We start from the raw sequence: 19,870 nt of genomic DNA, 5'->3' as shown, positions 1-19,870 counted from the left end.
TCATGGCGGATCAGTGTGAATTTCAGGCAGCTTTGCTGAAAAAGCTGGAGCTTCTTGAAAAAATCCTTATCAATACCGCAACGCAAAGCCGTTTCGTCCGCCGCCGGGAGATGACCGGACTTCGCCGGCTGCTCAGAGAACGGGCTGCGCTGCTCAATGAACTCGCTGCTCTAAACCATGACTTAAGAGGCAACAATGACCGGGAAATGCCTGATGAGTTCAAGCCCGTTATTCGGGTAATTGAGGTTAAGCAGGGAGAAATACTGGCTCTAAGCGATCAAGCCATGCAAGACGCCGTAAACGAGCATAAGCGCATTATGGCTGAATTAAACAATGTCCGAATGATGCGCCGGCTGAAAAACGGCTATGATCAACCAGCGGGCGGGATAGCCAGAGTCAGCCGGTTGAATCTCAAAGGATGAAGCATAATACCGGGGCAGTCTGGGAGTATTGTAGTGAAACGGGCAGTAAACAAATTGCTGCGTAAAATGAAGAGGGGTGCCGCAAACGTTTTTGGAAAAAACGCTTGCGCACCTAAAAAAACAGCCATAAACTACAGCGGAGTAATTATTTGTTCGTTTCGAATTTTACACTGACTATCCGCTGCACAAAAAGAACAATCATCGCGATGAATACGGCCAGGCCGAGCCAATCGGCCGTGGGTCCGAATTCCTTGACGAGGGCCAGCGGTGCGTCGCTGCCGCCGCTCGTTACGGAGAATACGATGATAATGGCGATGATAACGCCCATTATGCTTTCCCCGACGATAAGGCCGGACGCAAACAGCACCCCGTGGCGGTTGCAGGCTTCCACATCTTCTTCGATGTTTTGCGGACTCCGCTCAGCCGCCCGGTTACGCAGGTACCGGAACACGAAATAGCTCATAACGGCACCCAGGATAAGCGGCATTTCCAAAGTCGGCGGCAGATAAATTCCCATGCCGACAGCCAGGGGAGGGAGGGAATATTTCGCCGAGTTCTTTTTCAGGAGGCGGTCCACAATGATCATCGCGATCCCGACGCCCACGCCGCCAAGAATGTAGTTCCAGTCCAGGTTATGGCTGAAGATCCCTTGGGCGATCGTGGACATCAGCGTTGCCTGCGGCGCGGACAGGACCTGACTTTCATCCATACCGGGGCGCGGCATGGCGCCGACAAAACCGTATGCTTCATATAAGAGATTTAATACCGGTGCGATAGCGAAGGCTCCGACGATGCAGCCCAGCAGCAAGGCCACCTGCTGCCGCCAGGGGGTGGCGCCGACCAGATAGCCGGTCTTGAGGTCCTGGAGGTTATCGTTCGAAATAGCGGCGATGCTGACAATAACGCTGGTTATAAAAATCGCCAGCGCAATGGCGAACTTGGTGCCCATTGCCGTGTCGAAAAGGCTGACGGTAGAACCGATGCCCAGTACCACCAGCGAGGAGATAATGATCCCCAGGATGCCGATCCCCGAGATCGGGCTGGCCGAGGTGCCAATCAGTCCGGCCATATAGCCGCAGGCTGCGGCCACGAAGAAACCCATGCAGATGGCGACGGCCACACCGGCGATTACAAAGAGCCAGGTAGTGCCAGCCGCCAGGTTTGCGTCAGCGATAAAGGAATAAAAGGTTCCCAGCAGTCCGATCAGAATAACGGCCAGAACCATACCGGTCGCTTTAGGCGACATGTCAGTATCCATGCGATGCAGGGTTTTCCCGGCGTCCTGACGGTTCATGGCCTGCATTGAAATCTGCATGCCTTCTATAATGGGTTTTATAAGCGTAAACAATGTCCATATGGCGGCAATACCGATCGCACCGGCGCCGATAAGCCGCACCTTTTGGGCCCAGATCGCGGAGGCGAGGGCGCTGGCGCTCTGCCCGGCGGCCGGGGGCGTAATCGAGGTGAGATAGGGTACAAATACACCCCAGGCCAGAATTGTGCCCGTCAGCATGGCCATGCCGCTGGCGATACCGATCAGATAACCGGCTCCCAGCAAAGCGGAGGAGAAACCGATCGGCAGTTGCGAAGTGATTTTGCCGAAGGTGAACCAATAGTGCACTTCGGACGAAATCACCTGAAAACCGCTTGTGCCCAGACTAACGATTGCCGAAATAATACCACCGGACAAAATTTCTCTGATGCCATTTTCTTTGGTTCCAGCAGCGCTGCCGCTGCCTACTTTCAAGATTTCGGCAGCCGCCAGACCTTCCGGATAAGGCAGATCGCTGTTGACAACCATCGCACGGCGAAGCGGGATGGTGAACAGCACGCCGAGACAACCGCCGCAGGCACAGATCATTAAGGTTTGCCAGAAGGCAAAGCCTTGCCAATACCCGATCATCAGCAGGCCGGGAATGATGAATATAACTGCGGAAAGAGTGCCTGCCGCCGATGCCTGGGTCTGAACCATGTTGTTCTCCAGGACATTAGAGTCTTTAAACATCTTCAAAACCGCCATGGAAATAACGGCTGCAGGAATGGACGACGAAAATGTCAGACCTACTTTTAAGCCCAGATAAACGTTTGATGCCGTAAAGATAACTGTAATAAGTACTCCCAGCAACATTCCCCGTAGTGTAAGTTCCGGAACATCCAGATTATGACTCGTGAAATCGACTTGTTTCATACGTATCCTCCTTTTCGGAAACCAAAACCAAGTAATATTCTCAAGCAAGTTTATCTGGAAATTTTCTCTATCTTTGCGTAAATTCCTGCTGTTTTCCATTAAGAGCAGACAAAAGAATATTTGTCCATTCCAGAAGGATTAATATTGACATATCATGATATTTCACTGCCTGCTATCGGCTGTAATCGATTTTCGTTCGGCTTAAATCCTAAGTCTTAGACTGTTTGACTTTGACTTCACTTTCGACAGCCTGGGGATGAAAAAGCTGACCTGAAATTTCAGGTCAGCTTTTTCATATTTATTGCCTATTGCAAAAGTGTCAATACCTGCTGCGGCTGCTGATTGGCTTGCGCCAGCATGGCCGTAGCCGCCTGAGTCAGAACGCTCAGTTTGGTGTATTCGGCCATTTCCGAAGCCATATCCACGTCGCGGATGCGGGATTCGGCGGCAGTCAGATTCTCGCTGGAGGTAGTCAGGTTGTTGATGGTGTACTCCAGGCGATTTTGAACGGCGCCGAGTCTGGACCGAGTGGACGCTACTGTTGACAAAGCGGTGTCGACGGCTTTCAGCGAGATGTCGGCTGATTCCTGGGTGTTGATTTGGAGGCCTTGTACTCCCAGGGTGGTGGCATCCATGGCATCGACAAAGATGTTGATGCTTTGGCCGCTGTTGGCGCCGATCAGAACAGTGGCCGAGCCGTCCAGGCGGACGTTAGCGGCTGCCGTAGTCTGTTTAAACCCGGACAGAGCGTCGGTGGCGGTGGTGTTGGTATCGCCGTCGCCGCCTTCGGCAGTATTGGTAACGGTGATGGTCAAGCCGTAGAAGGCGCCGTCGATACCGGCGGCAGTGGCTGTCGCCACCAGTGCGTTGGTTGTCGCATCAATTGTCAGATCAGCGTCGGCAACGAGAGCATCAATATCAGTTAACGCTGTCGCGGCAGCTACCTCCAAGGTATCTGAAACCAGCTCACCGTCTTTGATGTAGCTGACGGTAATTGTGTCGCCTTCTTGAATTCCCAGGGAATTGCCGGCAGTATCGGTGAGGGCTGTCAGTGCCGTACCCGTGGTTGTCGCTGCGTTGAGCGAGGTATTGGTTTGTACGGTAGCTACGGCAGCTGTGACGGGTGTTCCCATCGAGCCGTTCAGCAGCTTCTTGGTATTGAACTCGGTGGTACTGGCGATACGGTTGATTTCCTTAACCAAAGCATCGACTTCATCCTGAAGGTTAGCACGGTCTTCTTCGGTGTTGGTGTCGCTGGCTGACTGGACGGCGAGCTCGCGCATACGCTGCATGATATTCGTGGTTTCCTCCAGAGCGCCTTCTGCTGTCTGTACCAGTGAAATGGCATCCTGGGCATTGCGGCCGGCTTGGTCCAGGCCGCGGATCTGGCTGCGCATTTTTTCGGAGATTGCCAGACCGGCCGCATCGTCGGCCGCCGAGTTGATGCGATAACCGGACGACAATTTCTGCAGGGATTTGTTCATCGAGCTGCTGTTCAGATTCAACTGATTATAGGTGTTCAAAGCTCCAAGATTGTGATTAATGATCATTCCCATTGTTCAATTTCCTCCTTGAATTTTCAATTTTCATCCGTGATAAGGGTGCCGAGAGTTTAAAACTTCATGACCGGTTTCGCTACGGTTTGTCCATCGGTATGACTCCTTTCTTAGTTATCTGCCCTTGTTTTCGTACCCTAATCTTTGAATTTTATTTGGAAAAATATTGGAATTTGATTTGAAATATAAGTTTTATAAACCCGGTTTAAGCAATAAAAAAGCCACCGGCTTTTCACCAGTGGTTTCAGGCAGATGTAGAATTAAGATATTGAGTTGTTCGTTTTCAGGCTAGCGCCAGGGGAAATGCACGGTAAAAGTGGTACCTGCGCCGGGAATGCTGGCTACTTGGATGAATCCGCCGTGATTTTCCACGATCCATTTGGCAATGGCCAGTCCCAGACCGGATCCTCCCTTGGATCTGGCTTTATCCACCTGATAAAAGCGATCAAAAATTTTGTCAAAATGCTCGGAGGCAATTCCTTCGCCGGAATCGGCAACGGTTAGGATTGTCTGATTGGATTCCTGGGATAGGGTAAGGTCGACTTTACCTCCGGCAGGGGTATGCCGGATTGCATTATCTAATAAAATAGCAATAACTTGTTTGATTTTGGCTTCGTCGCCGTACCCTGCCACCGGTGTGGCAGCCGTTATATTGAAGGAGACTCCCTTGCGGGCGGCAACAGGCTCAAAGGGAGTCGCAGCCTGCAGCAAGGCATTATGCAGAAAAAATGATTTCGGGTCAAGCGGCTGCTGCTGCGAATCGGCTCGGGCCAGGAAGAGTAAGGATCGAACAAGATTGGACATAGAGAGGGCCTCTTCCCTGATATTGTTCAGCCACTTGGTTTGACTGGCCACCGATTCATGGGAATTTGCCATGATGATATCAAGATGGGTCAAAATGACCGTCAGCGGTGTACGCACTTCGTGAGAAGCATCGCATACAAAATCCTTTTGCTGCTGCCAGATTTGCTGCAAAGGCGTAAGGAATCGGTTAATCAGAAAAAAGTGGCAGCCTGTGGATAGAGCCAGGCAGGCTATGCCGATTATGGATAATTCCATACGGGTAAGGGCATTGGTTTGGGAAAAATAGCAGGTTGCAGTAATGAACAACAGCAATAGCAGCAAGACGGCTGTATGTACTACATGGATTACGATCAATTTAATTCGCAGATTTTGCAACATTTTCGGTTTCCTGGAAGTAATAGCCTATGCCGCGTACTGTTTTGATGCAGGCAACGTTCAGCTTCTTGCGCAAATAATGTATATATAGATTGACATTCGCCATATCGGTTTCTGAGTTATAACCCCAGACTTTCTCCATAATCCGCTGCTTGGTCACTACCCGATCGTGATTGCGTATCAGTAGTTCTAAAAGCTGTGATTCTTTGACGGTAAGCTGGATTACTTCATCGCCTTTCTTAACTTGGCTGCGCAAAGGGTCAAAGATCAGGCCGGCGGCGCCGAAGGTGTCCTCCGCCAGTTCTTTTCCCTTCCGCCGGGACAAGGCCCGCAGTCTGGCCAATAATTCATCGATAGAAAAGGGCTTGACCAAATAGTCATCGGCGCCGGCGTCCAGACCTTCAGTCCGGTCCTGGGGCGTATCCTTCGCGGTAAGAAAAATGACCGGCGTATCCACTCCCAGGCTTCGCATCTCTCGGATGATTGAGAGACCGTCTTGTCGGGGCAACATCCGATCCAGAATGATAATGTCGTAGATTCCGGTGCAGGCCATTTCGCATCCCGTTTCGCCGTTTAAGACGGCATCCACTATGTAACCGTTTTTCTTCAACAAATGAGTTAATGCTTCAATCAACTTAGCCTCGTCTTCCACTAGCAGTAGTTTCAATTCAAAACATCCTTTTAGTGCACAGCCGTGTGAAAATTTTCCTTCCGTGGACATTTATATTATAGCGGAATACTCTTTGAATTTCATTTATTTCCAAGAAAAATGGTAAAATGATTCAAAATATGTCGGGAAAGAGACGCATAGCACCTGGAAATTTAGATTAATTTTGTTTATGATTGTTTCTTGGAATCTTTATATTTATTTGACGAAATCATAATAATGGAGCTAACAAGTTGGCAGAGAAGAGAAAATACGGTATGATCACAATAAGGAATTTACAGAGTTAGCTTTGCTGTAGAAAGGAGGCGGCTATGGACTCCAAGATATACTATATCATGCTCATGGTGGAGAGAGTATGCGTAATTGCGACCTTGGCGTTTATTCTCAGCCGCTGGACCTGGTTTCGCAAATTATTGGCGCAAAAATCAGAATTCTGGACGCGGGTCTTGTCAATTTTTATTTTCGGCCTGATTGGCATCTTAGGGACCTATACCGGCATTGTGGTTAGTACCACCGACTGCGGCCAGAACATCGGCCGCATCACAGCCATCAGCCCCACTGAGGCTGTGATCAATGCCCGAGTGCTGGGAGTGGCTATTGGCGGTATTTTGGGCGGCCCAGTGGTAGGCTTTTTTGCTGGCTTGGTGGCCGGGATTCATCGCTACACCTTGGGAGGATTTACGGATCTGGCCTGTTCCCTGGCGACAGTTTGGGAAGGGCTGCTGGCCGGAATGATGGCTTACTATTGGTATAAGCGCAAAGCTCTTTCTCCTTGGCAGGTGGGTTTCATTGGACTGGTGGCGGAAATGAATCAGATGCTGGTCATTTTGCTGGTTGCCAAGCCCTTTGACCGGGCCTGGGAACTGGTGGCGATCATCGGTGTACCGATGATTCTGGCTAACTCTATTGGCCTTATGGTTTTCTTCGCCATCCTGCAAAGCGTCATGCAGCGGGAACAGGAAGCTGTGGCCAGTTTTGCTCATACGGCCCTGGCCATTGCCGACCAGACATTGCCTTACTTTCGTCATGGCCTGACTGAGGATTCAGCGCGGCATACAGCCCAAATCATCCATGAAATGACGGAAGTGTCGGCTGTGGCCCTGACCGATTCCCGCACGGTCCTGGCTTTTGTCGGAAAAGGTGCGGATCATCACATCGCCGGCGCGCCGTTGCAGACCGAAATTACTCAAGCGGTGATTCGGGAAGGAAAATCATATATAGCGGAAAACAAGAAAAGAATCGGCTGTTCTCATTCTGATTGTCCTCTGGGAGCGGGGGTTGTGTTGCCTTTACGGCAGCGGGGTGAAGTGATCGGCACGTTGAAACTGTATTTTGATTCTTCGGCTGATATCACCCCCAGCCAGCTGGAATTGATCCATGGCCTGGCTAATTTGTTTTCCAGTCAGCTGGAACTGGCCAGGCTGGACGAGCAGGAACGCTTACTGGCTGACGCTGAAATTAAAGCCCTGCAGGCCCAGGTCAACCCGCATTTTTTATTTAACGCCTTAAACAGCATTGTGGCCCTCATCCGACGGGAACCGACTTTAGCGCGTCAGATCGCCGTCCAGCTGGGGCAATTTCTGCGCCGCAATATCCTGGCCGGTCGACAGCAATGGCGGACCTTGGGGGAGGAGCTGGACCATATCCGAGATTACCTGACAATAGAAGCTGTCCGGTTTCAGGACAAGTTGTCGGTGCACTATGATATCGATGAACGCCTTTTATCAACTCCTGCGCCGCCATTGATCTTGCTGCCGCTGGTGGAGAATGCCGTCAAGCACGGTATTTCCCCGCTAAACCGCCAGGGAGAACTGTGGCTGACTGTAGCTCCTCATGAGACAGGGATCATGATTTCGATCCAGGATAACGGCGACGGGATGGACGCCAAGCAATTTAAGGAAGTGCAGCGGGGTATAACTCCTCCTACCGAACAGGGAACAGGATTTGGCATATACTCGGTGATCCGGAGAATGGAGGGAATCTATGGAAGCCGCGCTGCCTGTAAAATCGAGTCGGAATTTGATCGGGGAACCTGCGTAACTCTGACTTTTCCCAGTGGGATGTCTGACGCTGATAGAGAGAGAAGGGAGTTGAAACAGAAATGAAAGTACTGGTGGCGGATGATGAAACCTTGGCCAGAGACGAATTAATCTATTTATTAGGAACTCATCCGGATATATTCATAGCCGGTGAAGCGGTGAACGGCAGAGAAGTTCTGGAAAAAATTCACCGGCTGGAACCAGATGTGGTGTTTTTGGATATTCAAATGCCGGAAATTGACGGCCTAACCGCCGCCAAAGAAATTTTGCGCCTGAAAAAGCCGCCTTATCTGGTATTTGCGACAGCATTTGATTGTCACGCCCTCGAAGCTTTTTCCCTGGAGGCAGTAGATTATCTTCTAAAGCCCTTTTCGCCTGAGCGGTTGGACAAGACACTGGACCGATTGCGAAAGATGCTGGCCAAACCTCAGCTTTCACTGGATATTCTGGCCAATGCATTGGAACGCGTGCAGGCATTGGCAGACCCCTACCCTAAGCGTCTGGCGGTAGCGAATGAAGATAGGGTTCTTTTTGTTGATCCCGTGCAGATAGTCTATATTTATCGTGAGGACCGGGATGTTTTGGTTTGTCTGATGGAAGGACGCTATCGCAGCAACTGCTCCCTGCAAGAACTGGAGCATAAGTTGAGCGGCTTCTCATTTTTCCGCCCTCATCGGGGATATTTGGTTAATCTGCAGTATGTGGATTCCATTACCCCTTGGTTTAATGGCGCTTATCAATTGATTATGAAAGATCCGGAAAAATCCGTCGTCCCCGTGAGCCGGAGTCAGGTTAAATCTCTGCACGACGCATTGTCATTATAAGAAAATTTGAATAAAAAAAGCAACATTTTATCTGCCAAAAACGACATTTTGGACACGAAATTACTCATGCAGCTTCTTTTTGATGTACAATACGAATGATATCCTAATAATTTAGAATAATTAGAAAGGTGGCGTTTGCATGATCACATTTATTTCCTGTATGGTAGCTCTTGTTGTTGGTTATATGATTTATGGTAAATTTGTGGAAAATGTGTTCGGCGCTGATGAAAACCGTCCGACACCCTGCCAGGTGAATCCCGACGGCGTTGACTTTGTGCCGCTTTCCGAGAAAAAGAACATGCTGATCCAGCTCCTGAACATTGCCGGCCTGGGGCCGATTTTTGGAGCGATTATGGGCGCGTTGTGGGGCCCGGTAGCATTCCTCTGGATCGTGCTGGGATCGATTTTTGCCGGTGCAGTTCACGACTATTTCTCCGGCATGCTGTCGATTCGCAATAATGGCGCTGGCTTGCCCAAAATAGTCGAGACCTATCTTGGTACATTCATGGGCAAGTTCGTTAACTTCTTCGCTCTGATCCTGCTGGTCCTGGTAGGGGTCGTATTTGTAGCTGGGCCTGCCGCCCTGCTGGCTGTCCTGACGCCGGCCTGGATGGACCTGGCCTTCTGGAGCGCTGTGATTTTCATTTATTATATCATCGCGACTCTCTTGCCGATTGACAAAATCATCGGCCGGATTTATCCGGTTTTTGGCGCCATACTTTTGATTATGGCGCTAGGTATCTGCGGCAGCTTGTTCATTGGCGGCTATTCCATCCCTGAATTAACTCTTGCGAACCTGCATCCGAAAGCATTGCCGATCTGGCCGTTGTTGTTCGTTACCATCGCCTGCGGCGCTATTTCCGGGTTTCATGCTACCCAATCGCCTTTAGTTGCCCGCTGCACGACGAATGAGCGTCTGGGTCGCCGGATCTTCTACGGTATGATGATTGCCGAGGGCGCCATCGCTATGGTTTGGGCAGCAGCTGCTATGAGCGTTTTTGGCGGCACAGCTGGATTGCAGGATGCTATGGCGAAATTAGGCGGCACCGCCGGTATCGTCCGCCATGTTTCCATGACCATGATGGGGGCTCTTGGTGGTACCTTTGCAATTCTCGGAGTTGTGGTCCTGCCTGTTACCTCGGGCGACACCGCTTTCCGGAGCGCTCGCCTGCTGATCGCCGATTTCCTGAAAATGAATCAGGGCCCCATGCTGGATCGTTTGAAAATTTCGATTCCCCTGTTTGTGGTCGGGTACCTGATCAGCACCGTTGACTTTAACTTCATCTGGCGATATTTCGCCTGGGCCAACCAAACCACGGCTATGTTCATGCTGTGGGCGGCCGCGTCCTATTTATATCAGAACAACAAGCTGCACTGGATCGCATCTATCCCCGCAGCCTTCATGACGGCAGTCAGCTTCACCTATATCCTGCAAGCTCCCGAAGGTTTCAGCCTGCCGACCACGATTTCCTATCCCGGCGGTTTAGTCCTGACGGTCTTGGTAGTCCTTGCCTTTATCCGCTATATCACCAAGCAAAAGTCCGGTTCACCTACTATTGGCGCTTAGCGATAAGACATAACAATGAAAAAACCCTCCGGACGGCAAATTGTCCGGAGGGTTTTTGGTTTATAACCGGCCAACCAAGTCGAGGCTGGGTTTTAAGGTTTCTTTGCCGGGAGCCCATCTTGCGGGGCAAACCTGGTCTCCATGCTGCGCCACATATTGGGAAGCTTGCACTCGGCGCAGGAGCTCATCTGCGTTCCTGCCTACATTACCGGCCAGAACTTCGTAAGCTACGATTTTTCCTTCGGGATTGACGATGAAGGTACCTCTTTCCGCCACACCGTCCGCTTCGATCATCACATCAAAATCTCTGGCAATAGCGCCGGTAGGATCAGCGACCATGGGGTATTTGATTTTTTGGATGGTTTTAGAGGCATCATGCCAGGCCTTATGTACGAAATGAGTGTCGCAGGATACCGAATAAATTTGGCAGCCGATTTTGAGGAATTCCTCATGTTTATTGGCCAGGTCTTCCAGCTCAGTGGGGCAGACGAAGGTAAAATCCGCCGGATAGAAGAAGAAAACGGACCATTTTCCTAAGATATCCTTTTTGCCGATCTCCTGAAACTCGTTATTTACGTAAGCCTGGGTTTTAAAATTGCTGATTTCTTTTCCGATTAACGACATTTGGGTGTCCTCCTTTTGTTTGGGAGCCATCACTTAAGATGGCTGCATTATGATTTGGGATACAGGCACCATTGCTGGCGGGTTATATTGGATGTAATTTTTATAAGAGTTAATCAAAACTCTAACTAATTAATAATATATATTAATTAGTTAGAGTTGTCAATGGTGAATTTTAAATTTTAGGGAGTAACAACAAAGCTGTAGTTCTGGCCGGAATTGTTATCCCAATGGTCAGCGCAGTCTTTAAAGACGATATTTAAGATAGCGTCATCCGGGGTTGGGAGAGAGGTTTCAAATCCTTTCCTGGTCTTTTTCATTTTATGATCAGAAGTTTTAGTCCAGTTGTTGCCGAATCCTACATGGGCGTATACTTGGGCAGCGCCGCTTTGCGCCAGCAATCCATCATAGATTATTTTTACTTTGTCCGCTTCGGAGTAAACCAAGACGCCGTTCTGCCGGTATTTTTCGCTGCTGATTGTGAGCATATGCTGACCTCCTTAAATTTCATTAATCGTAGTTTATGTATTTTTATCAGGCTCATACTGATGCAATTTGGCAAAAACAAGGGAAAAATTAAGTTGCCGTAAAAAGGTATACCTAGTGTAGTGGCAGAATATATAAAGCGGAAAAAATGAAATAATAGATCATTTGCAGTGAATTAGGTTCATGGGGTGACCGATTTACATGTTGCATTTAATTCATGAGTATATAGATAAGCTAAAAAAAGTGGATGAGCAGCTGGAAAAATTAATGTCTGACCGGAAAGTAATCGAAACGGAGCTTTCCGCCTTGACAACAGCCATTAAGGATCAATCAGAAACATTTGGCAAGATCATTTCCTTCAGTCATGATTGCGCCTTTATTTTTGACCGTAACAGCCGTTTTACGTATGCCAGTATTTCAGGGGCCAGTCTTTTAAATTTGAAACAATTGGATATTATCGGGAGAACGTGGCGAGAACTGAGGCTTCCCAGAGAAGTTATGATACCTTTTGAAGCACATTTGCAAACGGTTTTTTTGTTGGGTACGGCGCTTTCTAAGGTGACAAAAGTAGCTTTTCCGCAGGGGATTCGCTATCTGGAATATTTCCTAAATCCGGTATACGGAAAAAATAATGCGGTTGTTGCGGCTTTTTGCATCATACGGGATGTTACGCAGAATAAGGAGGCCGAGACGATTCAGCAGCAGCTGACTCAGGCTTACATTAATGAAGCCCAGCGGCTGCAGCAGCTGATCGATATTGCCCCGATGGCGATCCTGACAGTAGACGGCGAAGGATTTATTACCGCGATTAATCAGGCAGCTATTCAATTTTTACCGCAGCTTAGCGATCGGTTCAAAATAGGAGGAAGAGATCGGATATCTCTGCCTCTCGAAGAAAGCGGGCCGGACGATGAATTGATCACCAGAGCCCTGAATGGTCAGGAAACGAAAGCCTGCCTATGCCAGCGGCATGACAAATACTTTCTGGTTAGCGTCCACTCCATTTACAGTAATGATCGGGAAAGCATTCTGGGAGCCGTGGCATTTTATCAGGACGTAACGGAAGTGGAAAAGCTCCGGGCAGAGATTGCGCGTATGGACCGCCTGAATCTAGTGGGAGAAATGGCTGCCGGTGTAGCCCATGAAATCAGAAACCCCATGACGGTGGTCATGGGTTATATCCAGCTGCTATCATCCAAGGCGGAAGCGGAGGGAAAAGAGAAGTACTCAGTCATCATGCAGGAATTAAATCGCATCAATGAAATCGTGAGCGACTTTTTGACGCTGGCGAAAAATAAGTCGGTGGAAAAAATCAGTCAGAACTTAAATGGCATTATTGGCGGCGTTTTGCCGCTGATTCAGACTGATGCATTGGAGCACGGCATAAAAGTTGCGGTGGATCTGGAAGACTCTTTGCCGAAGTTGCTGCTGAATGAAAAAGAAATTAAGCAGCTTCTTTTGAATTTGACGCGCAATGCCATTGAAGTCATGAATTCAAACGGAGTATTAACGATTCAAACAAGACATACAAAAACCGAGGTTATCCTCAGTGTGGCAGATACCGGCAAAGGCATTGATCCGGATCATTTCCCCAAAATTTTCGATCCTTTTTTCACCACAAAAGAAGATGGAACCGGCCTGGGTTTGGCAATCTGCCAAAGTATTGTGGAGCGCCATTCCGGCAGGATCGAGGTCAAATCCAAAAAGGGTATGGGCACCCTGTTTCAGATTTCCTTTCCTCAGCATCCCGTCTCGAAGCTGTCAACTACCCAAAGGATGTAGGGAATCATTGCAAAAAGGCTCATCTGTGTCGTTCTAAAATAAAAAAAGCCTGTTTCGCAGAGCTTTTTTCTGTCTTATCTTAATAATCAAGGCCCCCTTTGATCGTTCACGGGGGGCCTTTCATGCACTGAGACGGAAACAGGACCGGGTGCAGCGGCCGGACGACTGTCATGCCTGCAAGGCACCGGAACAATGTGGCGACGGTTTGGGTTTTGTGGAAGTGGATACCTGTTTATTTTTTGGTCAACAGCGGAGTCAGTTTTCCGTGATACATGATATGCAGCTGATGCATGGCCCGGGACAAGGCTACGTAAAGCAGACGGGCATCTACTGGGTCTGCCGTAAACTCAGAGGCAGAGGCGTTGGCGATAATGACACCGTCAAACTCCAGTCCCTTGGCCCAGGAAACGGGGAGAACGGAAATACCGCCTTGATAGGTTGCCCCCTGACCGGAAACAAGATGCAGGGAGAAATCCAGATTTTCCGACGCTGCCGCCTGGCTCAGCCGCTCATATAGCTCTTTGGCGTCCTGCTCCAGTTTGGTAATGATACCGATGGACTTAGCGCCACGCTCCAGAAAAGTTTGGAGTATATGGACCAGACGGTTCACTCCCTGCTGCGGCGTTATGATTTTTTCCGCTGTGGGTTTGCGGCCAATCTCATATACCGGTATCGCCCGGGAATGTCCCTGGGGCATGACCCGGTTGAATACATCAATAATTTCCCTGGCGGAACGATAGCTGTAGAGGATTTCCCGGTACACGGCCCGGGCGTCGGCGAAGACTTCTTTTAAGATCACATTCCAACTGCTGATGCTGCGATAGGAATGGATTCCCTGGGACAGGTCCCCCATGATGGTAAAGGAGCCGTTGGCGGACAACCGCTTTAAAATGGCGAATTCGAGAGGGTTTAAATCCTGGGCTTCATCGACCACAATATGATCGAACTTTGTGATATGAGACCATCCGTCCAAAAGCTGGCTCAGATAAGCCAGAGGGGCCAGGTCGTCCCGCTCGATTTGCCCGGCGTCCAGGACAGTCAGAGAGTGGCTGCGGATGGATTCTAAGTCATATTGCTTATCCTTGACCGGCTTAAAGACGGTTTTCTCGGCGAAAAGCTCGCGGTAGGCGGTCAGCAGGTCTAAGCTGTTCCAGGACTTGAAATGACTTTTAAAAAACCGGTCAGCCTCCTGCCGGCAGCGCTTTACCTCCTCTTCGGCAACGGCGCCTTTGACCTGCCTGGCTTCGAGAATCTCCACATAGTTGGTCACGCGAAACCGGATGTAACGGGACAAAATCTCCAGGCGCTCGTTATAGGGGCTTTGGACGTCCTCCATGAATTTATCCATTTGATCCTGGGAGCTGATGGCCAGTTTTCCGTCGAATAAGCGGATGTCCGCCAGTTTCAGGCAGAATTTCTGCACTTTCCGTTCGATATAGGTCTCCAGTATTTTGATAAAATCCAGCGAGCCTTTTAAATGGGCCGTGTCCTCTAAGAGCCTGATGCGATCCTTGTCGATACCGGCAAGAATCAGGTCCAGCCGGTGGTCATCGAGAATTTTACATTGCCGGCCGAGGATCATGAATGCCACGTCGTCCCAGACCATTTGCCGTACATCGGCCGCATCGATTTCCGGCAGCAGTTCGGAAATATAATCGAGAAAGATCCGGTTGGGGGCAATGACGACCAGTTTTTTCGGGTCCAATTTTTCATTATATAGCAAATAAGACAGGCGGTGGAGGCCGACGGTGCTTTTACCGGACCCGGCCACTCCCTGGATCACGGTGACCTGGTTCAAGGGTTCCCGGATAATTTTATTTTGCTCCGCCTGGATGGAAGTAACGATGTCTCTAAGCTTATCCGCCGCCCCTTGGCGCAGGCGCTCCGAGAGCAGGGGATCAGCCAGCAGGGCCTGCTGCTGCCGGGAAAGGACCTGATCCATGACGTAATTGTCCACAATAGCTTTGAGAATGCTGTTTTCAATCTTATACTGGCGCTTCAGCCTCACATCGCCGCTGTAATGATAGCGTCCCAGCACTTCATAACTGGCTCTGCCGCCATAGCATTCGTAAAAGATGGTGGAAACGGGATCCCGCCAGTCGAATACCAGAATATCTTTGGAACTCTGAATCTGCAGCCTGGCCACTTTATACCGCCCGATATAGAAGCTTTCAAATCCGTCCGGCTCCTCGGTTCCATCCTCCCGAAAATCCACCCGTCCGAAATAAGGATTGGGGCTGGCGCTTTCGATATCCTGGATGCGGCGGGCGTTATCCCCGCGCAATAATGTATGTACGTAGGCGCTGATTTCGTCTTTTACCAATAAGGATTTTTGGCTACGCTGGAAGTGGTCGTCTATATCGGCGTAAAGATCGGTCATGATTTGGCGCATTTCACGGACTATAGCCGCCAGATGCTCCTGTTCGGCCGCAAAATCCGGATGTGTTTCCACTTTTTCAACCATTGCTTACCTCCTGGATTGGTGTAAAGCCCGGGCTTTTTGTATTCTAAGGCGATAGGACTGCCTTAAGTATAACATGCAATAAATGCGATACATATTATACTGGCAGTTGAAGAAGATTGCAAGACGATATAAAAAATCAAAGGGTTGGCTTAAAACTGAGATTTTAAGCCAACCCTTTGATTTTAAATAGTAATAATGCTTATGCGTTGATGACCTGATCCAATAAACTGACAGCCTGCTCATGGGGAATTCCCTTTACCAGCTGCATTTCACTGATAAGGATCTGCCGGGCATTATCCAGCATGGTCTTTTCGGCTGCGCCCAGCTTTTTTTTGCTATTCAAGCGCATCAGGTCACGAATCACTTCAATACCGTCATGAATGTTGCCGCTTTTCAGCTTGTTCATGTTGGCGCGGTGCCGTTGATTATCGCTTATGGTCGTATCTGTTTCGCCATCGTGGAAAGTACCGAGCACACTATCCAATTCATCCGGGTCTACAACCCGACGCATCCTTAGATTTTCCGCCCTGGTAATCGGGACCATAACCTGCATATTTTTATGCAGGATGTTGACCACGTAATACACTTGGCTTTGGCCGGCGATTTCTTTTTCTTCCACTGCTTCGACAATACCTGCGCCGTGGACTGGATAAAACACGTTGTCACCAGTTTGAAACATGATAAACCCCCCCTGCTGTAGGTTCATCTCCAGTATAGCACAACAGGATGGATTTATCAAATAAAAATAAATTTTACCATGCGATATAGACGTTGTCAATATAAAAATGATGTAATAAACCCTGGATAAACCTGTCTTTTTGTATACTTTTCTACTGCCATGGAATCATGCAGCGTCAGATAAGAGGGTTTGCCGAATGGCCTGCACTTGTTTATAATAAGGAAGTACGGCATGAAATGCAGATACAAGGAGCAGGTAAAGATGGCTCATCGCGAGACTCATACATTAAAACAAAAACTGGGGCAAATGCTGACGATTTTACTTCCGATCCTGGTTACGCAAATTTCTCTTACCTTAATCGGTTTTTTTGACACGGTGATGTCTGGCCGGGCCGGTCATTTGGACTTAGCCGGGGTGGCGGTAGGCGCCAATTTATGGGCGCCGGTTTTCACCGGACTGAACGGAATTCTTTCCGGTATCACGCCTATTCTGGCTCAACTCCATGGAGCAGGCAAAAGAGAGGAGATGCCGTTTCAGGTAGTTCAGGGCATTTACCTGGCAGCCGTGCTGACAGCGCTTGTCGCTGTCAGCGGATGGCTGGCGCTGGACCCGGTGCTGCGTATCATGGGACTGGATCCGGCCGTTGATAGGATTGTTCGTGATTTTTTGGGCGCTATCGCTTGGGGGATGCCTCCTTTGTTCCTTTCGGCAGTATTGAGGAATTTTATTGATGCACTGGGATATACCAGGGTGACGATGTGTGTCACTGTTTGCGCCATTCCGGTCTGTATCCTGTTCAATTATCTGCTGATTTTCGGCAATTATGGCTTTCCTCGCCTTGGCGGCGCCGGGGCCGGCTATGCATCGGCCATCACCTATTGGTGCCTGGCCCTGATCACGGTCAGTATCATCTGCCGTAAGGCGCCATTTAAAGAGTATCATCTCTTAAAAAACGGATTCGGCATTTCCGGCCGCACGTTGCGGGAACTGCTGCAGGTGGGCTTGCCTATCGGTTTCGCGATTTTTTGCGAGGTTAGTATTTTCAGTGTAGTAGCGTTATTAATGGCTGACTTTGGTACGGCGGTCATTGGGGCCCATCAGGCCGCCATTAATTTCGCCGGGTTGGTATATATGGTCCCGTTGAGTATTAGCATGGCTTTAACCATTTTGGTCGGGTTCGAAGCGGGGGCCAAACGTTACGCCGATGCACGGCAGTACAGCTACTTAGGAATCGGCATCGCAGTGGTGATCGCTCTGGCCGGCGCTGTCGCCCTGGCGTTTTTCAAGGACCCGGTGGCTGGGCTGTATACCCGTGATCCGGAAGTGTTTCAGTTGATTAAAAACTTTTTGACCTATGCAGTCTTCTCTCAATTGTCGGATGCCGTAGCCGCTCCGATTCAGGGCGCCTTGCGCGGCTATAAGGATGTGCGGGTAACCTTGTTTCTGGCGATTTTATCTTACTGGATCATCGGAATGCCTGCCGGTTATATTCTGGCCAAATATTTTTCCTATGGCCCCTACGGTTACTGGATTGGGCTGATTGCCGGCCTGGCGGTGGGGGCAGTAGTGCTGTTCCTGCGGTTAAGATGGCTGCAGCACAAAAACATGGCAATGTTAAGCTAGTGGTGTGAATATCGCTACCAAGCCGCCGCTGCGCCATCTGTGCGAGGTTCGGTGCCGCCGGCCAGTACGCCCTGGGAGTCTCGCCAGATTATCTGGCCCCGTCCCATGGTCACATTGCCCACAGTCCGTTTGATGACATGCCCTTTGCGTTCCAGCGCCTCGGCGATGCAGTCAGGAAACTGGTGCTCCACCTCAATGGTTTTTCCCTCGGTCCATTGCCAGCGGGGAGCGTCCAGGGACGCCTGGGGATTCAGGCCGAAGTCAACGGTGTTCATGACCATTTGCAGATGCCCCTGAGGCTGGACGAAGCCGCCCATGACGCCGAAGGGGCCGACAGCCCGGCCGTCTTTGGTCAGGAAGCCGGGAATAATCGTGTGGTAGGGTCTTTTGCCTGGCGCCAGGCAGTTGTCGTGATTCGGGTCCAGGGAGAAGTTACAACCCCGGTTGTGCAGGGCAACTCCTGTGCCGGGGACAACCAGACCGGAGCCGAATCCCATATAGTTGCTTTGGATGTAAGATACCATGTTTCCTTCACCGTCAGCTGTTGCCAGGTACACCGTGCCTCCCTTGGGCGGTTGACCGGCTGTTGGTTCCAGGGAGGTTTGACTGATGCGTTTACGGCGTTCGTCCGCATAGGCGTCGGAAAGAAGGTCTTTCAACTGAACCTTCATGGCTTTGGGGTCGGTAATATATTTCATGCCGTCGGCAAAGGCCAGTTTGATGGCTTCCATTTGTTTGTGATAGGTTTCCGCGCCTTCCTTTGAATCCGGGTCAAAATCAAACCCCTTAAGTATATTGAGAGCCAGCAGAGTGACCAGCCCGTGCCCGTTGGGCGGAATCTCCCACACATCGTAGCCGCGGTAATTTACGTTAATCGGGTCGACCCATTCCGAGTGATACTCAGCCAGATCCTTTTGCCGTAAATAGCCGCCGTATTGCTTGGCAAAGGCCTCGATTCTTTCCGCCAGCTTTCCTTCATAAAAAGCCTTGGCCCCGGTTTCGGCAATGGCCTGCAAGGTGGCAGCATGATCGGGTGAACGCCACAACTCTCCCGCCCTCAGTGGCATCCCCTGGGGTGCGAAGGTATCGAACCAGTGGCGAAATTCGTCTCCTGCGGCCGCTTGAAAGCGCTTAAAGCCGGAATCCCACTGCTTGCTGATGACGGGGGACACAGGGAACCCCTGCTCGGCGTAAGTAATAGCCGGCTGCAGCACCGCGGACAGAGGAAGCCTGCCAAACCGCCGGTTCAATTCAGCCCAGGCGGAAGGCGTGCCTGGAACGGTTACCGGCAGCCAGCCGTTTTTGGGCATTTCCTGATAACCAGCCTGTCTGACAGCCTCTAACGAAATAGCAGCCGGAGCCGGTCCGCTGGCGTTGAGGCCATAGAGTGTATCCTTCATCCACACCAGGGCGAAGGCATCACCCCCGATGCCGTTGGACACCGGCTCAACCACGGTCAGGCAGGCAGCTGTCGCCACCGCCGCGTCCACCGCATTGCCGCCCTGGCGCAAAATCGCCAGTCCGGCCTGAGCCGCCAGAGACTGGGATGTGGCCACCATGCCGTTTTTGGCATAGACAACAGAACGGCGGGAGGGGTAAGGGTAGTACAGGGGATCGAAATTCATGGTTTTTCCCTCCAATAGTTCTTAAATGGTATACGATGAATTGTCGCTGCAACGTTTCTCTTGGAATAACAGTTGCTACATTAAATCATATTAATCATATTGTACCATATGCACATTTGCCGGAGCATGCCGTGAAGGTAGGGTAATG

The 19,870-nt window shown here is 50.1% G+C and carries 15 protein-coding genes; 6 read left to right on the top strand and 9 right to left on the bottom strand.

The genetic code is table 11. The features are described 5' to 3' along the window. The first annotated feature begins 2 nt into the window (after positions 1–2). The gene (locus ALO_RS06375; protein WP_004573167.1) at positions 3–422 is read left to right on the top strand and encodes a hypothetical protein; all 420 of its coding nucleotides are present in this window, start codon (positions 3–5) and stop codon (positions 420–422) included. Positions 423–567: 145 nt separating this feature from the next. Here ALO_RS06375 and ALO_RS06370 read toward each other — a convergent pair whose 3' ends face one another. From ALO_RS06370 to ALO_RS06355, 4 genes are all read right to left on the bottom strand, one after another. Next, a complete protein-coding gene (locus ALO_RS06370; protein ID WP_004573166.1) occupies positions 568–2,610 on the bottom strand; it encodes an OPT family oligopeptide transporter in 2,043 nt (680 codons plus the stop codon). Positions 2,611–2,915: 305 nt separating this feature from the next. Beyond that, a complete protein-coding gene (locus ALO_RS23440; RefSeq protein WP_040292892.1) occupies positions 2,916–4,160 on the bottom strand; it encodes a flagellin N-terminal helical domain-containing protein in 1,245 nt (414 codons plus the stop codon). A gap of 294 nt (positions 4,161–4,454) precedes the next feature. After that, complete coding sequence (locus ALO_RS06360; RefSeq protein WP_004573164.1) at positions 4,455–5,348, bottom strand: sensor histidine kinase; 894 nt, start codon at positions 5,346–5,348, stop codon at positions 4,455–4,457. Beyond that, positions 5,326–6,012 (bottom strand): response regulator transcription factor, encoded by a 687-nt coding sequence (locus ALO_RS06355; RefSeq protein WP_004573163.1) that lies wholly within the window; start codon positions 6,010–6,012, stop codon positions 5,326–5,328. The genes ALO_RS06360 and ALO_RS06355 overlap by 23 nt, the downstream gene beginning before the upstream one ends. Before the next feature lie 311 nt (positions 6,013–6,323). Here ALO_RS06355 and ALO_RS06350 point away from each other — a divergent pair, with 311 nt between their 5' ends. The 3 genes from ALO_RS06350 to ALO_RS06340 all read left to right on the top strand — a co-directional run bounded on the left by ALO_RS06350 (position 6,324) and on the right by ALO_RS06340 (position 10,442). Further along, entirely contained in the window at positions 6,324–8,117 is a 1,794-nt protein-coding gene (locus tag ALO_RS06350) for a sensor histidine kinase (protein WP_004573162.1), read from the top strand. Continuing rightward, a complete protein-coding gene (locus ALO_RS06345) occupies positions 8,114–8,875 on the top strand; it encodes a LytR/AlgR family response regulator transcription factor (RefSeq protein ID WP_004573161.1) in 762 nt (253 codons plus the stop codon). The genes ALO_RS06350 and ALO_RS06345 overlap by 4 nt, the downstream gene beginning before the upstream one ends. Positions 8,876–9,014: 139 nt before the next feature. Then, entirely contained in the window at positions 9,015–10,442 is a 1,428-nt protein-coding gene (locus ALO_RS06340) for a carbon starvation CstA family protein (protein ID WP_004573160.1), read from the top strand. Positions 10,443–10,502: 60 nt separating this feature from the next. Here ALO_RS06340 and ahpC read toward each other — a convergent pair whose 3' ends face one another. Next, positions 10,503–11,066, bottom strand: a complete 564-nt coding sequence (gene ahpC / locus ALO_RS06335) for an alkyl hydroperoxide reductase subunit C (protein WP_004573159.1) — start codon at positions 11,064–11,066, stop codon at positions 10,503–10,505. A gap of 179 nt (positions 11,067–11,245) precedes the next feature. Then, entirely contained in the window at positions 11,246–11,551 is a 306-nt protein-coding gene (locus ALO_RS06330; protein ID WP_004573158.1) for a carbohydrate-binding protein, read from the bottom strand. A gap of 199 nt (positions 11,552–11,750) precedes the next feature. On the opposite strand from ALO_RS06330, the gene ALO_RS20755 reads away from it, so the two are divergent. Beyond that, positions 11,751–13,331 carry a PAS domain-containing sensor histidine kinase gene (locus ALO_RS20755; protein WP_004573157.1) on the top strand — a complete coding sequence of 527 codons (1,581 nt, stop codon included), beginning with the start codon at positions 11,751–11,753 and terminating at the stop codon, positions 13,329–13,331. A gap of 232 nt (positions 13,332–13,563) precedes the next feature. Here the strand turns inward: ALO_RS20755 and ALO_RS06320 are convergent, their stop codons facing one another. Together ALO_RS06320 and ALO_RS06315 are read right to left on the bottom strand one after the other, a co-directional pair. After that, positions 13,564–15,795: a HelD family protein gene (locus ALO_RS06320; protein WP_004573156.1), complete on the bottom strand. Its 2,232-nt coding sequence runs from the start codon at positions 15,793–15,795 to the stop codon at positions 13,564–13,566. Between the two features lie 199 nt (positions 15,796–15,994). Then, on the bottom strand, positions 15,995–16,474 hold the full coding sequence (locus ALO_RS06315) for a CarD family transcriptional regulator (RefSeq protein ID WP_004573155.1): 480 nt from the start codon (positions 16,472–16,474) through the stop codon (positions 15,995–15,997). 231 nt (positions 16,475–16,705) lie between these two features. On the opposite strand from ALO_RS06315, the gene ALO_RS06310 reads away from it, so the two are divergent. Next, positions 16,706–18,097, top strand: a complete 1,392-nt coding sequence (locus ALO_RS06310; protein WP_004573154.1) for an MATE family efflux transporter — start codon at positions 16,706–16,708, stop codon at positions 18,095–18,097. A gap of 14 nt (positions 18,098–18,111) precedes the next feature. Here ALO_RS06310 and ggt read toward each other — a convergent pair whose 3' ends face one another. Beyond that, positions 18,112–19,722 (bottom strand): gamma-glutamyltransferase, encoded by a 1,611-nt coding sequence (ggt, locus tag ALO_RS06305; protein ID WP_004573153.1) that lies wholly within the window; start codon positions 19,720–19,722, stop codon positions 18,112–18,114. Positions 19,723–19,870: the final 148 nt, after the last annotated feature.

Origin of the sequence: Acetonema longum DSM 6540 (genome assembly GCF_000219125.1) — a bacterium.
Taxonomy (GTDB): Bacteria; Bacillota; Negativicutes; order Sporomusales; family Acetonemataceae; genus Acetonema; species Acetonema longum.
This window is presented reverse-complemented; position numbering and strand designations above follow the sequence as displayed.

Coding starts and splice junctions, on each gene's coding strand:
- ALO_RS06315 (WP_004573155.1), bottom strand. CDS start 16,474: ATGTTTCAAACTGGTGACAACGTGTTTTATCCAGTCCACGGCGCAGGT.
- ALO_RS06345 (WP_004573161.1), top strand. CDS start 8,114: ATGAAAGTACTGGTGGCGGATGATGAAACCTTGGCCAGAGACGAATTA.
- ALO_RS06340 (WP_004573160.1), top strand. CDS start 9,015: ATGATCACATTTATTTCCTGTATGGTAGCTCTTGTTGTTGGTTATATG.
- ALO_RS23440 (WP_040292892.1), bottom strand. CDS start 4,160: ATGATCATTAATCACAATCTTGGAGCTTTGAACACCTATAATCAGTTG.
- ggt (WP_004573153.1), bottom strand. CDS start 19,722: ATGAATTTCGATCCCCTGTACTACCCTTACCCCTCCCGCCGTTCTGTT.
- ALO_RS06360 (WP_004573164.1), bottom strand. CDS start 5,348: ATGTTGCAAAATCTGCGAATTAAATTGATCGTAATCCATGTAGTACAT.
- ALO_RS06375 (WP_004573167.1), top strand. CDS start 3: ATGGCGGATCAGTGTGAATTTCAGGCAGCTTTGCTGAAAAAGCTGGAG.
- ALO_RS20755 (WP_004573157.1), top strand. CDS start 11,751: ATGTTGCATTTAATTCATGAGTATATAGATAAGCTAAAAAAAGTGGAT.
- ahpC (WP_004573159.1), bottom strand. CDS start 11,066: ATGTCGTTAATCGGAAAAGAAATCAGCAATTTTAAAACCCAGGCTTAC.
- ALO_RS06330 (WP_004573158.1), bottom strand. CDS start 11,551: ATGCTCACAATCAGCAGCGAAAAATACCGGCAGAACGGCGTCTTGGTT.
- ALO_RS06350 (WP_004573162.1), top strand. CDS start 6,324: ATGGACTCCAAGATATACTATATCATGCTCATGGTGGAGAGAGTATGC.
- ALO_RS06320 (WP_004573156.1), bottom strand. CDS start 15,795: ATGGTTGAAAAAGTGGAAACACATCCGGATTTTGCGGCCGAACAGGAG.
- ALO_RS06310 (WP_004573154.1), top strand. CDS start 16,706: ATGAAATGCAGATACAAGGAGCAGGTAAAGATGGCTCATCGCGAGACT.
- ALO_RS06370 (WP_004573166.1), bottom strand. CDS start 2,610: ATGAAACAAGTCGATTTCACGAGTCATAATCTGGATGTTCCGGAACTT.